At 75.0% G+C, this 15,810-nt stretch carries 3 protein-coding genes; all 3 read left to right on the top strand.

The features are described from left to right. The first annotated feature begins 21 nt into the window (after window positions 1-21). The 3 genes from LUZ64_RS36895 to LUZ64_RS16875 all read left to right on the top strand — a co-directional run bounded on the left by LUZ64_RS36895 (window position 22) and on the right by LUZ64_RS16875 (window position 15,800). Window positions 22-3,150, top strand: coding sequence for an AMP-binding protein (locus LUZ64_RS36895; RefSeq protein WP_248288545.1), 3,129 nt, complete (start codon window positions 22-24; stop codon window positions 3,148-3,150). Then, window positions 3,147-4,406: an alanine racemase gene (locus LUZ64_RS16870; protein WP_095583402.1), complete on the top strand. Its 1,260-nt coding sequence runs from the start codon at window positions 3,147-3,149 to the stop codon at window positions 4,404-4,406. Before LUZ64_RS36895 ends, LUZ64_RS16870 begins: the two co-directional genes overlap by 4 nt. A gap of 414 nt (window positions 4,407-4,820) precedes the next feature. Then, window positions 4,821-15,800 carry an SDR family NAD(P)-dependent oxidoreductase gene (locus LUZ64_RS16875; protein ID WP_372471953.1) on the top strand — a complete coding sequence of 3,660 codons (10,980 nt, stop codon included), beginning with the start codon at window positions 4,821-4,823 and terminating at the stop codon, window positions 15,798-15,800. Window positions 15,801-15,810 lie beyond the last annotated feature (10 nt).

Below are 15,810 nucleotides of genomic sequence, written 5' to 3' on the forward strand. Positions count from 1 at the left end.
CACACGGAGGGGGCGAGGGGCATGGGGCCCGACTTGGAGAACACGCTGCACGGACGGTTCCTGAGGGGACTGTCCGTGGCCGGGGACCGGGACGCGTTCCGGGCCGGGGAGCGCGGCGTCACCTACGCGGACGCCCACGCCACCGCGCTGACCTGGGCGGGCACCCTGCTGGACGCGGTGGACGGCCCGCCGCGCGCGATCGGTGTGCTCGCCAACAAGAGCGCCACGGCCTACCTCGGCGTGCTCGCCGCGCTGTACACCGGTGCCGCGGTCGTGCCCCTGCACCCCGACTTCCCCGCCGCGCGCACCCGGCAGGCGATGGCCGACGCCGGCGTGCGGGCCGTCATCACCGACGAGCGGGGGGCCGGGCTCCTCGAGGAGATCCTGCCGCCCGGCCGGGAGCTTCCCGTGCTGGTCGACGGGGACGGCGGGCGGGGCCTGCGCCCCGACCCCGGGCTCGCCCTCGCCGCCCCCCGGCCCGTCGGCCCGGACGACCCCGCGTACGTCATGTTCACCTCGGGCTCCACCGGCCGCCCCAAGGGCGTCCCGGTGAGCCACGGCAGCGCGGCCCGGTACTTCGCCACCCTCGACGCGCGCTACGACTTCACCCCCGACGACGTCTTCTCGCAGACCTTCGACCTCACCTTCGACTGCGCCGTCTTCGACCTGTTCTGCGCCTGGGGCGCCGGTGCCCGGGTGCAGCCCGTGCCCGGCCCCGCCTACCGCGCGCTGCCGGAGTACCTCGCGGAGCAGGGTGTGACGGTGTGGTTCGCCACCCCGAACAGCATCGCGCTGACCCGCCGGACCGGCGCCCTCACCCCCGGCGCGCTGCCGGGGCTGCGGTGGAGCCTCTTCGCCGGAGAGCCGCTCATGGACGCGGACGCCGCGCGGTGGCAGGCCGCGGCCCCCGGCTCGGCGGTGGAGAACCTATACGGGCCCACCGAGCTGACCATCACCTGCACCGTCCACCGCTGGTCGCCCGGCACCTCGCCCGGCCGCGCGGTCAACGGCGTCGTCCCGATCGGCGCCCCGCACCCCGGCCTCGACGTCTTCCTGCGGGACGACGACGGCACGCCCCACGACACCGAGGGCGAGCTGTGCGTGGCCGGACCGCAGACCTGCGCCGGCTACCTCGACCCCGCCGACGACGCCGGCCGCTTCCTGGAACGCGACGGCAAGCGCTGGTACCGCACGGGCGACCGGGTGCGCCGGCACCCCGACGGCGAACTCACCTTCCTGGGCCGGGTCGACGACCAGGTGCAGTTGCAGGGCTGGCGCGTCCAGCTGTCGGAGATCGCGCACGCCGTGCGCACCCACTGCGTGGGCGTCGAGGACGCGGCGGCCGTGACGGCCCCCCTGGGCGGGGACGGCGAAGAACTCGTCGTCTACTACACCGGCCGCCGCGCCACCCCCGTCGAGCTGGCCAGAGGGCTCCGGGCGGCGCTGCCGCAGGGCCTCGTACCCCGCCGCTTCCAGCACTTGGACGTGTTGCCGTTGAACGCCAACCGCAAGATCGACCGGGCCGGTCTCAAGGCCCGGGCCGTCCGGGACTTCGGCAGCGCCGGAGAGCCCGTACGGGACGCCGCCCCCGCGCCGGCACACCCCGCCCCTCCGGAGCTCCCGCACGACATCCTCGCCTCGGCCGTGGCGGCCCGCCCCGACGCGCCGGCCCTCCGGGACGGGCGCGTCTCGTGGACGTACGCGGAACTCGCCGCCGAGGCCGCGGCCGCCGGCCACTGGCTGGAGCGCCAGGGCGTCGTACGCGGCGACCGCGTCGTCGTCCAGCTGCCCAACACCGCCGATCTGGTCGCCCTGTTCCACGCCTGCGCCCGGCGCGGTGTGACCATGGTGCCGCTCAACCCCGGCATGAAGGAGTACGCGCTCCGGCAGGTACTCGCCGACTGCGAGCCGGCGCTGGCCGTCACCGCCGACGAGAACGCCGGACTGCTGCGCGGTGCCGGTGCCGGGGTGCCCGTCCACGCCCTGTCCGGCGTGCGCGACGAGGCCGCGGCCCTGCGCGGCCTGCCCGAACCCGCGCCCGCCGCCCGGCCCGGCGACATCGGTGTGCTGATCTACACCTCCGGCAGCACCGCCGCCCCCAAGGGCGTGGTGTGCCCGCAGGAGCGGATGGCCTTCGCGGCCCGCGCCATCCAGGAGGAGCTGGGCTACCGCGCCGACGACGTCGTGTACTGCCGGCTGCCGCTCTCCTTCGACTACGGCCTCTTCCAGATCCTGCTGTCGGCGCTGGCCGGCGCCGAACTGGTGCTGGCCGGGGCCCAGCCCGAGGTCAAGCTCCTCAACGAGATCCGCGAGTGCGGCGCGACCGTCTTCCCGGTCGTCCCGTCACTGGCCGCGATCCTCCTCCGGCTCGTCGCCCGCGCCCCCGGCGACACCCGGCTGCGCCTGTTCACCAACACCGGGGCCGCCCTCCAGCAGACCACCATCGCGGGGCTGCGGGAGGACTTCCCCGGCGCCCGGGTGGTCAGGATGTTCGGCATCACCGAGTGCAAGCGCATCTCGATCATGCCCCCGGACCAGGAGCGGGAACGCCCCGAGTCGGTGGGCCGCCCGCTGCCCGGGACCCGCGTGGAGATCCTCGGCGAGGACGGCGGCGTGCTGCCGCCCGGCGAGGTCGGCGAGATCACCGTCACCGGCCCGCACGTCATGGCCGGCTACTGGCGCGCCCCCGAGATCACCGCCCGTACGTTCCGCCCGGACCCGGCCACCGGCGGCACCCGCCTGCACACCGGCGACTACGGGCACCTCGACGCCGACGGCTACCTCTACTTCGAGGGTCGCCGCGACGACATGTTCAAGCGCCACGGCGTCCGGATGAGCACGGTCGAGATCGAGGCCGCCGCCATGGACGTCCCCGGCGTACGGGCGGCCGCCGCGCTCGTCCCGAGCGCCGGACGCGACCTGACCCTGTGCGTGGCGGGCGACCTCACCCCGCAGGAGATCCGGCGGGAGCTGGCCAAGCGGCTGGAACCGGCGAAGGTCCCGGCCGACGTCCGGGTGCTCGCCGACGTCCCGCTGACGCTCAACGGCAAGAGCGAGAAGAAGCAACTCATCGCGCTGCTCGAAGGGTCGACGAACCCCGGGCGGCCGGCCGGCGTCCCCGCCGGCGAGGGCAAGGAGGGCACGGCGTGAGCCGCACATCGACAGAGCTGACCGAGCGCTTCGGTTCGCCGCTGTACGTCTACGACCTGGACCGGCTGCGGGAGGCACGGCGCGCGCTGCGGGCCGCGCTGCCGCCGGAGTTCACGCTGTTCTACTCCCTCAAGGCCAACCCGCACCCCGAACTGGCCCGCGCGCTGGGCGAGGGCGAGGGCGCCTGCCGCGCGGAGGTCAGCTCCACCGGCGAGCTGGCCTCGGCACTCCGGGCGGGCTTCCCCGCCGCGGAGATCCTCTACTCCGGCCCCGGCAAGACCACCGGGGAACTGCACGAGGCCATCGGGTGCGGGGTGCGCCAGTTCTCCGTCGAGTCGCTGACGGACCTGCGGCGCGTGGGCGCGGTCGCCGAGGCGCACGACACCGTCGCCGACTGCCTGCTGCGCGTCAACAGCGAGGCGGGCGGCGCCTCCACCAGCATCCGCATGACGGGCACCCCCTCGCAGTTCGGCATCGACGCCGAGACCCTCGCGGACAGCGCCACCGACCTGCTGTCCGTGCCGGGCACCCGGGTCGTGGGCGCCCACTTCTTCCCGCTGAGCAACTCCCGGGACGAGGAGAACCTGATCTCCGAGTTCCGGCAGAGCATCGAGACCGCGGCCCGGCTCCGCGACGAACTCGGCCTGCCCATGCGCTTCCTGGACATCGGCGGCGGCTTCGCCGCGCCCTACGCCACCCCCGGCCCCCGGCCCGTGTACGAAAAGCTCCGCCACGAGCTGGAGAGCGCCCTCGATCTGCACTTCCCCGGCTGGCGCGAGGGCTCCGTGGAGATCGCCTGCGAGTCCGGGCGCTACCTGGTCGGCGGCTGCGGCGAGCTGCGCACCACCGTCACGAACATCAAGGAGAGCCGGGGCCGGAAGTTCGTCATCCTCGACGCCGGCATCAACACCTTCGGCGGCATGGCCGGCCTGGGCCGGCTGCTGCCGCTGGCCATCGACGTCGACGCGGCGGCGCCGGGAGACGCGGCGGACCCGGCGGCCCCGGTGAGCCCGGCGGAGACGGTGAGCCTGGTCGGCCCGCTGTGCACGCCCGGTGACGTCCTCGGCCGCAACGTACGCGTCCCCGCGCTCACGGAGGGCGACGTGGTGACGATCCCCAACGCGGGGGCGTACGGGGTGACGGCGAGCCTGCTGCACTTCTTGAGCCGTCCGGCGCCGGGTGAGGTGGTCGTCTCGGGCGGGGAGGTCGTGTCGGCGACGCGGCTGGACTCCGTGCGGAGTGTGTTGACGGGCTGATTCTTTCCCCAGCCCCGCCCCTTCCCGTAACCGGGGAGGTCCCCGGGCCCCCGTTTCGCGCTGACGCGCGGTGTCCTCGCCCCCCGGCTACCGCCGGGAGGTGCCCACGGACGGGCTGAGTCGCTGCTCGGAGCCGGGCGGGACAGCCCGCCCGTGAAGCGGGGGAGCGACTCTCAGCACGCGGAGAGCCGACCTCGGACAGGGGCGAAATCCAGCCTGGCCGGCGTTTGAGGCCACCGCGCGTCAGCGCGGAACGGGGCCCGGGGGTCTCCCCGGTTACGGGAAGGGGCGGGGCTGGGGAAAGGCCCCGCGCAGCGGCGACTCGCCGCACCGGCCCCGCGCCCCACCCCCACCCCGACCCCTGAACAGATCGGCGAATTGAGCAACATGACTGGCGGACACGTCCTCGACCTCGTGACCGAGACGGCCACGGCAGTGCTACGGCGAGCCGGCCGGGACGTCGACGCCGTCGCCCCGAACCGCCCCTTCCAGGACCTCGGCTTCGACTCCCTCGCGGCGGTCGACATGCACCGCCGCCTCACCGACGGGACCGGCCTCACCCTCCCCGTCACCCTCGTCTTCGACCACCCCACCCCCGCAGCCCTCGCCCGCCACCTGCACGAACTGCTCACCGGCGGCACCGGCGGCACCGAGGACGCGGCGCCCGGCCGGCCCGCGCCGCGCCCGGCCGACGACGAGCCCGTCGCCATCGTCGGCATGGCCTGCCGCTACCCGGGCGACGTCCGCTCGCCCGAGGACCTGTGGCGGCTCGTCGCGGGGGAGCGGGACGCGATCTCGGGGCTTCCGGAGGACCGCGGCTGGGACCTGGAGGCGCTGTTCGACACCGACCCGGACCGGCCCGGCACCAGCTACGTCCGCAGCGGCGGCTTCCTGCACGACGCCGCCGAGTTCGACGCGGAGTTCTTCGGCATCTCGCCCCGCGAGGCGACCGCCATGGACCCCCAGCAGCGGCTGCTCCTGGAGACCTCGTGGGAGGCCCTGGAGCGGGCCGGGATCGCCCCCGGCTCCGTACGCGGCTCCGGCACCGGCGTCTTCATCGGCGCTGAGCCCCAGGAGTACGGGCCCCGCCTGCACGAGGCCCCCGACGGCCTGGAGGGCTACCTCCTCACCGGCAACGCCACCAGCGTCGTCTCCGGGCGCGTCGCCTACGCCCTCGGCCTCGAAGGCCCCACGCTGACCGTGGACACGGCCTGCTCCGGCTCGCTGGTCGCCCTGCACCTGGCCGTGGCCTCCCTGCGGCGCGGCGAATGCGACCTCGCCCTGACCGGCGGTGTGGCCGTGATGGCCGGCCCCGGCACGTTCACCGCGTTCAGCAGGCAGCGCGGCCTGGCCACCGACGGCCGCTGCAAGGCGTTCTCCGCCGACGCCGACGGCACCGGCTGGGCCGAGGGCGTCGGCGTGCTCGTCGTCGAACGCCTCTCGGACGCCCGCCGCAACGGCCACCGCGTCCTCGCCGTCGTCCGCGGCACCGCCATCAACCAGGACGGCGCCAGCAACGGCCTCACCGCGCCCAACGGCCTCGCCCAGCAGCGCGTCATCCACCACGCGCTCGGCGACGCCGGACTGACCCCCGCCGACGTCGACGCCGTCGAGGCCCACGGCACCGGCACCCGGCTCGGCGACCCCATCGAGGCCCAGGCGCTCCTCGCCACCTACGGGCGGGAGCGCCCCGGCGACCGGCCGCTGTGGCTCGGCTCGCTGAAGTCCAACATCGGGCACGCGCAGGCCGCCGCCGGCGTCGGCGGCGTGATCAAGATGGTCATGGCGCTGCGGGCCGGCACCCTGCCCCGGACCCTGCACGTCCAGGAGCCCACGCCGTTCGTCGACTGGTCGGCGGGCACGGTGGAACTCCTGACGGAGGCCCGGGACTGGCCGGCGACGGAGGGCCGGCCGCGCCGGGCCGGCGTGTCGTCCTTCGGCATCAGCGGCACCAACGCCCACACGATCATCGAAGAGGCCCCCGGGCTGCCGCTGCCGGTCGACGACGCCCCCGCCGGGCCGGAACCGGACCCGGAGCTCGACGCCCCGGCGGAGGGAGACCGGGCCGAGGACCCGGCCGCGGACGTGCCGCCTCCGGCCCCGGCGGGGACGGCCGACAGGGCCCCGGCCGTGTCGCCGGGCACCGCCCCCACGGAACGCGTCACCCTCCCCTGGCTCGTCTCCGCCCGTACCCCCGAGGCGCTCGCCGCGCAGGCCGACCGCCTGCGCTCCCACCTCGCCGAGCGCGAGCCGGGCGCCCCGGGGGACGCCGCCGGCATCGCGTACGCCCTCGCCACCACCCGCACCGCTCACGAGCAGCGGGCCGTCCTCCTCACCGAGTCCGGTGCGGGCGGGCCCGGGCAGGACACCCTCGCCGCCCTGGCCGCGCTCGCCGCGGGCGAGGACGCGCCCGGCCTGGTCACCGGCACCGCCCGGCCCGGCAAGCTCGCCGTCCTCTTCACCGGGCAGGGCGCCCAGCGCACCGCCATGGGCCGCGAACTCTACGAGGCGTTCCCCGTCTACGCCGCCGCCCTCGACGAGGCGTGCGGCCACCTCGACCTCCAGCTCGACCACCCGCTGCGCGACGTGCTGTTCGCCGAGCCCGGCACGCCCGAGGCGGCGCTGCTGCACCGCACCCGGTACACCCAGGCCGCGCTGTTCGCCGTCGAGGTCGCGCTGTTCCGCCTGACCGAGTCCTGGGGCGTCACCCCGGACTTCGTCGCCGGGCACTCCGTCGGCGAGCTCACCGCCGCCCACGTCGCCGGCGTGCTGACCCTGGAGGACGCCGCCCTGCTCGTCGGCGCCCGCGGCCGGCTGATGCAGGAGGCCCCGGCGGGCGGCGCGATGGTGTCGCTGCGCGCCACCGAGGACGAGGTGCGGGCCGCCCTCGTCGACGGCGTCGACATCGCCGCCGTCAACGGCCCGTCCGCCGTGGTGATCTCCGGCGACGAGGAGGCGGTCGAGCGCGTCGCGGCCGGCTTCGCGACGGCGAAGCGGCTCAACGTCTCGCACGCCTTCCACTCCGCGCACATGGACGGGACGCTGGCCGAGTTCGCCGACTTCGCGAGCATCCTCGACTACGCGCCCCCGCGCATCCCCGTCGTCTCCAACGTCACCGGACGCCTCGCCACGACCGAGGAACTGTGCTCCCCGGACTACTGGGTGGACCACGTACGCCGGACCGTCCGGTTCGCCGACGGCATCCGGACCCTGGACGAGCAGGGCGTCCGCACCTACCTCGAACTCGGCCCGGACGCCGTGCTCGCCGCGATGGCGAGCGGCTGCCTGCCGGACGCCGACGGGGTGGCGTTCGTCGCCGCCCTGCGCCGCGACCGGCCGGAACCGGCGGAGGTCACCGCCGCCCTGGCCGCCCTGCACACGCGCGGGACCGACGTGGACTGGGCGGCGTACTTCGCCGCCCGCCTCCCGGGCCGTACGCCCGCCCCCGCCGACCTGCCCACCTACCCCTTCCAGCGCCGCCGCTACTGGCTGGACACCCCCGCCGCCCGCGGCGCCGCCGCCGGGCTCGGCCTCGTACCCGTCGCGCACCCGCTCCTCGCCGCCGAACTCGGCCTCGCCGAAGCGGGCGGCCTGGTCCTCACCGGCCGGATCTCCCTCCGCACCCACCCCTGGCTCGCCGACCACGCCGTGGCGGGCACGGTCCTCCTGCCCGGCACCGCCTTCGTCGAACTGGCCCTCCAGGCCGGTGAGCGCACCGGATGCGCGCTCCTCGCCGAACTCACCCTCGAAGCGCCCCTGCCGCTGCCCGCGCACGAGGCCGTCCGCCTCCAGCTGACCGTCTCCGGCCCGGACGCCACCGGCCGCCGCACCCTGGAGATCCACTCACGCGCCGAGCCGGCCGACGACACCGAAGAGGCGTGGACGCGGCACGCCACCGGCGCCCTGGAACCCACGGCCGCCGACCCGGCCGACAACGGCCTCACCGTCTGGCCGCCCCAGGGCGCCGAACCCGTCGAACTCGGCGACCACTACACCGAACTGGCCCGCCAGGGCTACGACTACGGGCCCGCCTTCCAGGGACTGCGCGCGGTCTGGCGGCGCGGCGAGGAGATCTTCGCCGAGGTCGCCACGGAACGGACCGACGACGCCGGGGCCTTCCTCCTCCACCCGGCGCTCCTCGACGCCGCCCTGCACGCCATCCCCTCCGAGACGGCCGAACTGCCCTTCGCCTGGACCGGCGTCACCGTGCACGCCGTCGGCGCCGCCGGACTGCGCGTCCGGATCGCCCCCACCGCCTCGGGCGTCACCCTGGCCGTCGCCGACGGCACGGGCGCACCGGTCGCCGGCATCGGCTCCCTCGTGCTGCGCCCCGTCTCGGGCGAGCGGCTCGCCGCCGCCCACCACGACTCGCTGTTCCGCCCGGACCTGTCCCCCGTACGGGAACCGGGCGGAACGGCGGCCACCGTCGTCGAGCCCGCCCCCGGCGCACCGCTCGCCGGGCCCGGCGCCGCCTCCGCGTGCGTACTCGTCCGGCCCTCGACCGCGGCCGGCGCCCTGGCGCTCGTACAGGAATGGCTGGCCGGCGACCACCCCGCCGGGCACCGGCTGGCCGTGGTCGTCGACACCGGGGCCGGCACCGCCGCCGGTGCCGCGCACGCGCCCGTACACGGACTGATCCGCTCCGCGCAGGCCGAGCACCCGGACCGCTTCGTGCTGGTCGGGACGGACGGCACCGAGGAGTCCGAGGCCGCCCTCCCCGCCGCCCTCGGCCACGCCCTCGCCACCGGTGAACCGGAACTGGTCGTGACCGCCGGCGCCCTCGCCGTGCCCCGCCTGGCCCGCGTGCCTGTCGCGGACGGCCACGGACCGGACTGGTCCGGGGACGGCACCGTCCTGATCACCGGCGGCACCGGGGGCCTCGGCGCCGTCCTCGCCCGGCACCTGACCGCCGAGCACGGCGCACGGCACCTGCTGCTCACCAGCCGCCGCGGGGCCGACGCCCCCGGCGCGGGCGCCCTCCGCGACGAACTGGAGGCGCTGGGCGCCACCGTGACCCTCGCCGCCTGCGACGTCGCCGACCGCGACGCGCTGGCCGTGCTGCTCGCCTCCGTACCCGACGCGCACCCGCTCACCGCGGTCGTCCACGCGGCCGGCGTCCTCGACGACGGCACGGTCACCACGCTCACCGCCGACCGCCTCGCCGGAGTCGCCGGCCCCAAGGCGGACGCCGCGCGGCACCTGCACGAGCTGACGCGCGACACCGAGCTGACGGCGTTCGTCCTCTTCTCCTCGGCCGCCGCCACCCTCGACGGCGCGGGCCAGGGCAACTACGCCGCCGCCAACGCCGCCCTCGACGCCCTGGCCCGGCAGCGCCACGCCGAGGGACTCCCGGCCACCGCCCTCGCCTGGACCCTCTGGGCGGAGAGCGGCGGCATGGCGGGCCGCCTCGACGAGGCCGCCCTGCGCCGCGTCGCCCGCTCCGGCCTGCCCGCCCTCACCACGCGGGACGCCCTGGCCCTCTTCGACGCCGCCATGTCCACCGGCGAACCCGTCCTGCTGCCCATGCGGCTCGACGCCACAGCCCTGCGCGCCCGCGCGGGCGGAGTGCCGTGGACGCTGCGCGACGTCGTACGGCCGGGGGCGCGGCCGACCCGCCGGCAGGCACGCGCGGCGGCGTCGGCCGGGTCCGACGCGGCGGACGACGCCCTGCGCCGCCGCCTGGCGGCCCTCGCCGCACCGGAGCGGACGGAAGCGGTCCTGGACCTGGTCCGCACCCAGGTCGCCCTCGTCCTCGGCCACGCCGGCCCCGAGGCCGTCGCCACCGACCGCGCGTTCAGCGCCATCGGCTTCGACTCCCTCGCCGCCGTGGAGCTCCGCAACCGCCTCAACACCGCGACCGGCCTGCGCCTGCCGGCCACACTGATCTTCGACTACCCGACCTCGGAAGCCCTCGGCGAATACCTGCTGGAGGCGCTGGGGGTCGTCTTGGCACCGGACGAGGCCGGGACGTCAGCCGCCGCTACGCCCGCAGCCGACCCGGCGGGCGACGGCGATCTGATCGCGATTGTCGGCATGAGCTGCCGTTATCCGGGCGGGGTGACGTCGCCCGAGGGTCTGTGGGACCTTGTCGCCGGTGGCCGGGACGGTGTGTCGCGCTTCCCGGAGAACCGCGGCTGGGACGTCGAGGGGCTGTACGACCCCGACCCGGACGCGGCGGGCCGTACGTACACGGTCGAGGGCGGCTTCCTGCACGACGCGGGGGAGTTCGATCCGGATTTCTTCGGTATCAGTCCGCGTGAGGCGCTGGCGATGGACCCGCAGCAGCGATTGCTGCTGGAGGCGTCGTGGGAGGCGTTCGAGCGGGCCGGTATCGAGCCTTCTTCGTTGCGGGGTTCGCGTACGGGTGTTTTCGCGGGCGTGATGTACCACGACTTCGCGCCGCGGCTGCGGTCGGTTCCGGAAGGTCTGGAAGGATTCCTCGGCAACGGCGGTCTGGGCAGCGTCGCGTCGGGCCGCGTGGCTTACACGTTCGGGCTCGAGGGTCCTGCGGTGACGGTGGATACGGCGTGTTCGTCGTCGCTGGTGGCGTTGCATTGGGCGATTCAGGCGTTGCGTTCGGGTGAGTGTTCGCTGGCGTTGGCCGGTGGTGTGACGGTGATGACGACGCCGGACACGTTCGTGGATTTCTCGCGTCAGCGTGGGCTTGCGGCGGATGGTCGTTGTAAGGCGTTCGCGGCGGGTGCGGACGGTACGGGCTGGGCCGAGGGCGTGGGCATGCTGCTCGTGGAGCGGTTGTCGGACGCGCGCCGTAACGGGCACCAGGTCCTCGCGGTGGTGCGGGGTTCGGCGGTGAACCAGGACGGCGCGAGCAATGGTCTGACGGCGCCTAATGGTCCGTCGCAGCAGCGGGTGATCCGGCAGGCGTTGGCTACGGCCGGTCTGTCGGCCGCTGATGTCGACGCTGTTGAGGGCCATGGCACCGGCACGGTGCTGGGTGATCCGATCGAGGCGCAGGCGTTGCTCGCTACGTACGGTCAGGAGCGCGCCGACGAGCGGCCGCTGTGGCTGGGGTCGCTGAAGTCGAACATCGGGCACGCGCAGGCCGCCGCGGGTGTCGGTGGTGTGATCAAGATGGTCATGGCGATGCGCAACGGCGTCCTGCCGAAGACGTTGCACGTCGACGAGCCGTCGCAGCAGGTCGACTGGGCGGCGGGCGCGGTGGAACTGCTGACGGAAGCGCGTGAGTGGACGGCGGCGGAAGGGCGTCCGCGCCGTGCGGGCGTCTCGTCGTTCGGCATCAGCGGCACCAATGCCCACGTCATCATCGAGCAGGCGGCGCGGGCCGAGAACGGGCCGGCCGCCGACGCCCGGCCGCTGCCGGCCGTCCCGTGGCCGGTGTCCGGCCGGACGGCCGAGGCCCTCGCCGAACAGCTCGCCCAGGTGCAGCGGGCCGCGGCAGACCTCGACCCGAGGGACGTCGGCTTCACGCTGGCAACGGCGCGTGCGCAGTTCGATCACCGGGCTGTGGTGGTGGACGGCGAGCAGGTCGTGTCGGGCCGTGTGCTGGGCGGGAAGGTTGCCGCGCTGTTCACGGGTCAGGGTGCTCAGCGGGCGGGGATGGGGCGTGAGTTGTACGCGGCCTATCCGGTGTTCGCGGAGGCGTTTGACGCTGCTTGTGCCGCGTTGGGTCTGGACCCGGCTGTTCTGGATGACGTGGAGCTGTTGGCTCGTACGGAGAACACGCAGCCCGCGTTGTTTGCCGTCGAGGTGGCTCTTTACCGTCTGGCCGAGTCGTGGGGCGTCCGTCCGGACTACGTCGCAGGTCATTCGATCGGCGAGATTGCTGCGGCGCATGTGGCGGGTGTGTTCTCGCTGGAGGACGCGGGCAAGCTCGTCGCCGCTCGTGCGGCGTTGATGCAGGCGCTGCCGGCCGGTGGTGCGATGGTGTCGCTGCGTGCGACCGAGGCGGAGGTCCGTGCCGCGTTGGTCGACGGTGTGGATATCGCTGCGGTGAACGGTCCGTCGTCCGTGGTGATCTCGGGTGATGAGGCCGCTGTTGAGCAGGTGGCCGGTGGTTTCGAGAAGTCCCGTCGTCTGAACGTGTCGCACGCGTTCCACTCGCAGCGCATGGACGGGATGCTGGCGGAGTTCCGCGCGGTCGCGGAGTCGCTGACGTACACCGCCCCGGCGATCCCGGTCGTCTCGAACGTCACCGGTGTCCTGGCCGAGGAGCTGACCTCGCCCGAGTACTGGGTGCGTCACGTCCGTGAGGCGGTCCGCTTCGCCGACGGCATCCAGAACCTCCACGACCAGGGCGTCCGTACGTTCCTGGAGCTCGGTCCGGACGGTGTGCTGTCGGCCATGGCCCAGGAGTGCCTGCCGGACGCCTCCGACGACGTCGCCTTCGTTCCCGCTCTCCGTAAGGATCATCCGGAACCGGCCACCCTCGTCACCGCTCTCGGTCGTCTCCACATCACGGGCGCCCGCGTCGACTGGTCCGCTTTCTTCGCCGGTACCGGCGCCCGCCTCACCGACCTCCCCACCTACCCCTTCCAGCACCAGCACTTCTGGCTCAGCGCGTTCGAGACCGAGCCCGGTGACGTCACAGCGGCCGGTCTCGGGGCGGCCGGGCATCCGCTGCTCGGTGCGGCGGTCGAGATGCCGGAGGGGCAGCAGCTGTTCACGGGTCGCCTGTCGCTGCGTACGCATCCGTGGCTGGCCGATCACGCGGTCGGCGGTGTGGTCATCCTTCCCGGTACGGCCTTCGTCGAGCTCGCCGTCCGGGCCGCCGACGACTGCGCCTGCTCCACCGTCGACGAGCTGACCCTCGAAGCGCCCCTCGTCCTTCCCGAGCGCGACGGCGTGCAGCTGCGCGTCTCCGTCGGCGCGCCCGGGCCGGACGGCCGCCGTTCGCTGGCGGTCCACTCCCGGCGCGAGGGCGACGACACCTGGGTGCGGCACGCCTCCGGCGCGCTGACCCCGGAGGCCGGGCAGCCCGCGTTCGCGTTCTCCGAGTGGCCGCCCGCCGGGGCCGAGCCCCTGGCCGTCGAGGACGTCTACGACCGCTTCGCTTCCCTCGGGCTGGATTACGGGCCCGTGTTCCAGGGCCTGACGGCCGCCTGGAGCGCGAGCGGCACCGACGAGGTCTACGCCGAGGTCGCCCTGCCCGAGGGTGCGGACGCCGGTGCGTTCGGGCTGCATCCGGCGCTGCTGGACTCCGCCCTGCACGCCATCGGCCTGGGGTCGGACGACAGCCGTGCCGAACTGCCCTTCGCCTGGTCGGGAGTGACCCTCCACGCGACCGGCGCCACCGCGCTCCGGGTGCGGATCGCGCCCGCGCCGGGCGGCGTGTCCCTGGAGGCCGCGGACGTGTCGGGCGCGCCCGTGGCGTCCGTGGGGTCCCTGTCGCTCCGACCGGCCGAGGCCGGGCCGGTGCCGGCGGGCCGGGACAGCCTGTTCCACGTCGAGTGGACCGCCGCCGCGCCCGACGGCGCCGTGCCCGCTCCGCCCCACGGCGTCCTGGCGGTCCTGGGCGAGGGCGAGCAGTCCCTCGCCTCCGCCCTGCGGGCCGGGACGCTCGCCGGCCTCTCGGCGCCCGACGCGGACCGTCCGCTCCCCGACGTCGTGATCCTCGACGCCCGTACCCGTCACGACGCCAACGGTCTGCCCGAGGCCGTCCGCGCCGCCACGGCACCCGTCCTCGGCGCGCTGCGGACCTGGCTGACCGACGACCGCTGGGCCGCCGCCCGGCTCGTGGTCGTCACCCGGGGAGCGGTCTCCACCGCCCACCCCGCCGAAGGGACCGTCGATCCGGCCGGTGCCGCCGTCCGCGGCCTGGTGCGCGCGGCCCAGGCCGAGCAGCCGGGCAGGATCGTGCTGATCGATCTGGACGGCTCGGACGGCTCGGACGGCTCGGACGGCTCGGATGGATCGGATGGGTCGCACGGGGAGGACAACGCCTCGGCCTCCGCCCTTGCCTCCCCCCTTGCCTCCGTCCTGGCTTCCGTCCTCGCCTCCGACGAGCCCGAATTCGCCCTGCGCGGAGGCTCGCTGCTCGTACCCCGCCTGGCGCGTACCGTCGATGCCGCGCCCGCCGTTCCCGGCCGGTTCGGTGAGGGGGTGGTGCTGGTCACGGGTGGTACGGGTGGTCTGGGCGCGCTGGTGGCCCGTCATCTGGTGGCCGAGCACGGTGTGCGTGGTCTGCTGCTGACGAGCCGCCGCGGTCTGGGCGCGCCCGGTGCCGTGGAGCTCCGTGACGAGCTCACGGCGCTCGGCGCCGAGGTGACCGTCGCGGCCTGTGATGTGGCCGACCGTTCGGCTCTGGAGAAGCTGCTGGAGGGTGTGGAGTTGTCGGCGGTGGTGCACACCGCCGGCGTGCTCGACGACGGTGTGATCAGTTCGCTGACTCCCGAGCGTCTGGAGGCGGTGTTCCGGCCGAAGGTCGATGCCGCCTGGCATCTGCACGAGCTCACGGTGGGGATGGAGCTGTCCGCGTTCGTGCTGTTCTCCTCCGTGGCGGGTGTCTTCGACGCTTCCGGTCAGGGCAACTACGCGGCGGCCAACGCCTTCCTCGACGCGCTCGCCGTCCACCGCCGGACCCTCGGCCTCCCCGCCGTCTCCCTCGCCTGGGGGCTGTGGGGCGGCCCGAACGGCATGGGCGCCGACCTCGGCGCCGCCGATCTGCGCCGTATGTCGCGCTCCGGGATGCTGCCGCTGTCCGAGGAGGACGGCCTGGCGGGGCTCGACGCCGCCCTGGACCCGGCGGGCAGGCCGGTCCTGGTGCCGATGCGGCTGGACGTGTCCGCCGTGCGCGCCCACGCCGGCACCGACCCGGTCCCGCATCTGCTGCGCGGGCTCGTCCGGGTGCCCGCCAGGCGTTCGGCCGCCGCCGCGGTGTCCGGTGCGGAGCGGCCGTTCGCGGAGCGGGTGGCCGGGCTGTCCCGGGCCGAGCGGGAACGGGCGGTGCTGGAGCTGGTCCGGACCGAGGTGGCCGTGGTGCTCGGGCACCCGGGGCCCGAGGCCGTCGAACCGGGCCGCGCCTTCGGGCAGCTGGGCTTCGACTCGCTCTCGGCCGTCGAGCTGCGCAACCGTCTGCAGACGGCGGCGGGGCTGCGGCTCCCGGCCACGCTGGTCTTCGACTACCCGACGGCGCAGGCGCTCGCGGAGTACCTGGACTCCCTGCTGGCCCCGGCGGAGGAGACGCGGAAACTGTCGCTGGAGGAGGAGCTGCTGCGCCTGGAGACGGTGGTGGCGGCCGAGCGGCCCGACGCGGAGGAGCACTCCCGGATCGCGGCCCGGCTGCGCGCGCTGGCGTCGGCCTGGCAGGCGCTGGGCGCGCCGCCCGTGGAGGAGCGCTCGCTGGAGGCCGTGACGGCGGACGAGCTGTTCGACATCCTCGACGGTGAGCTGGAGTCGCCGGACCTGGACGGCTGAGTGCGGGAAG

The organism is Streptomyces albireticuli, assembly GCF_021228125.1.
GTDB classification, from domain to species: Bacteria; Actinomycetota; Actinomycetes; order Streptomycetales; family Streptomycetaceae; genus Streptomyces; species Streptomyces albireticuli.

Excerpts from the sequence above, each read along its gene's own strand:
- LUZ64_RS36895 (WP_248288545.1), top strand. The coding sequence starts at position 22 with ATGGGGCCCGACTTGGAGAACACGCTGCACGGACGGTTCCTGAGGGGA.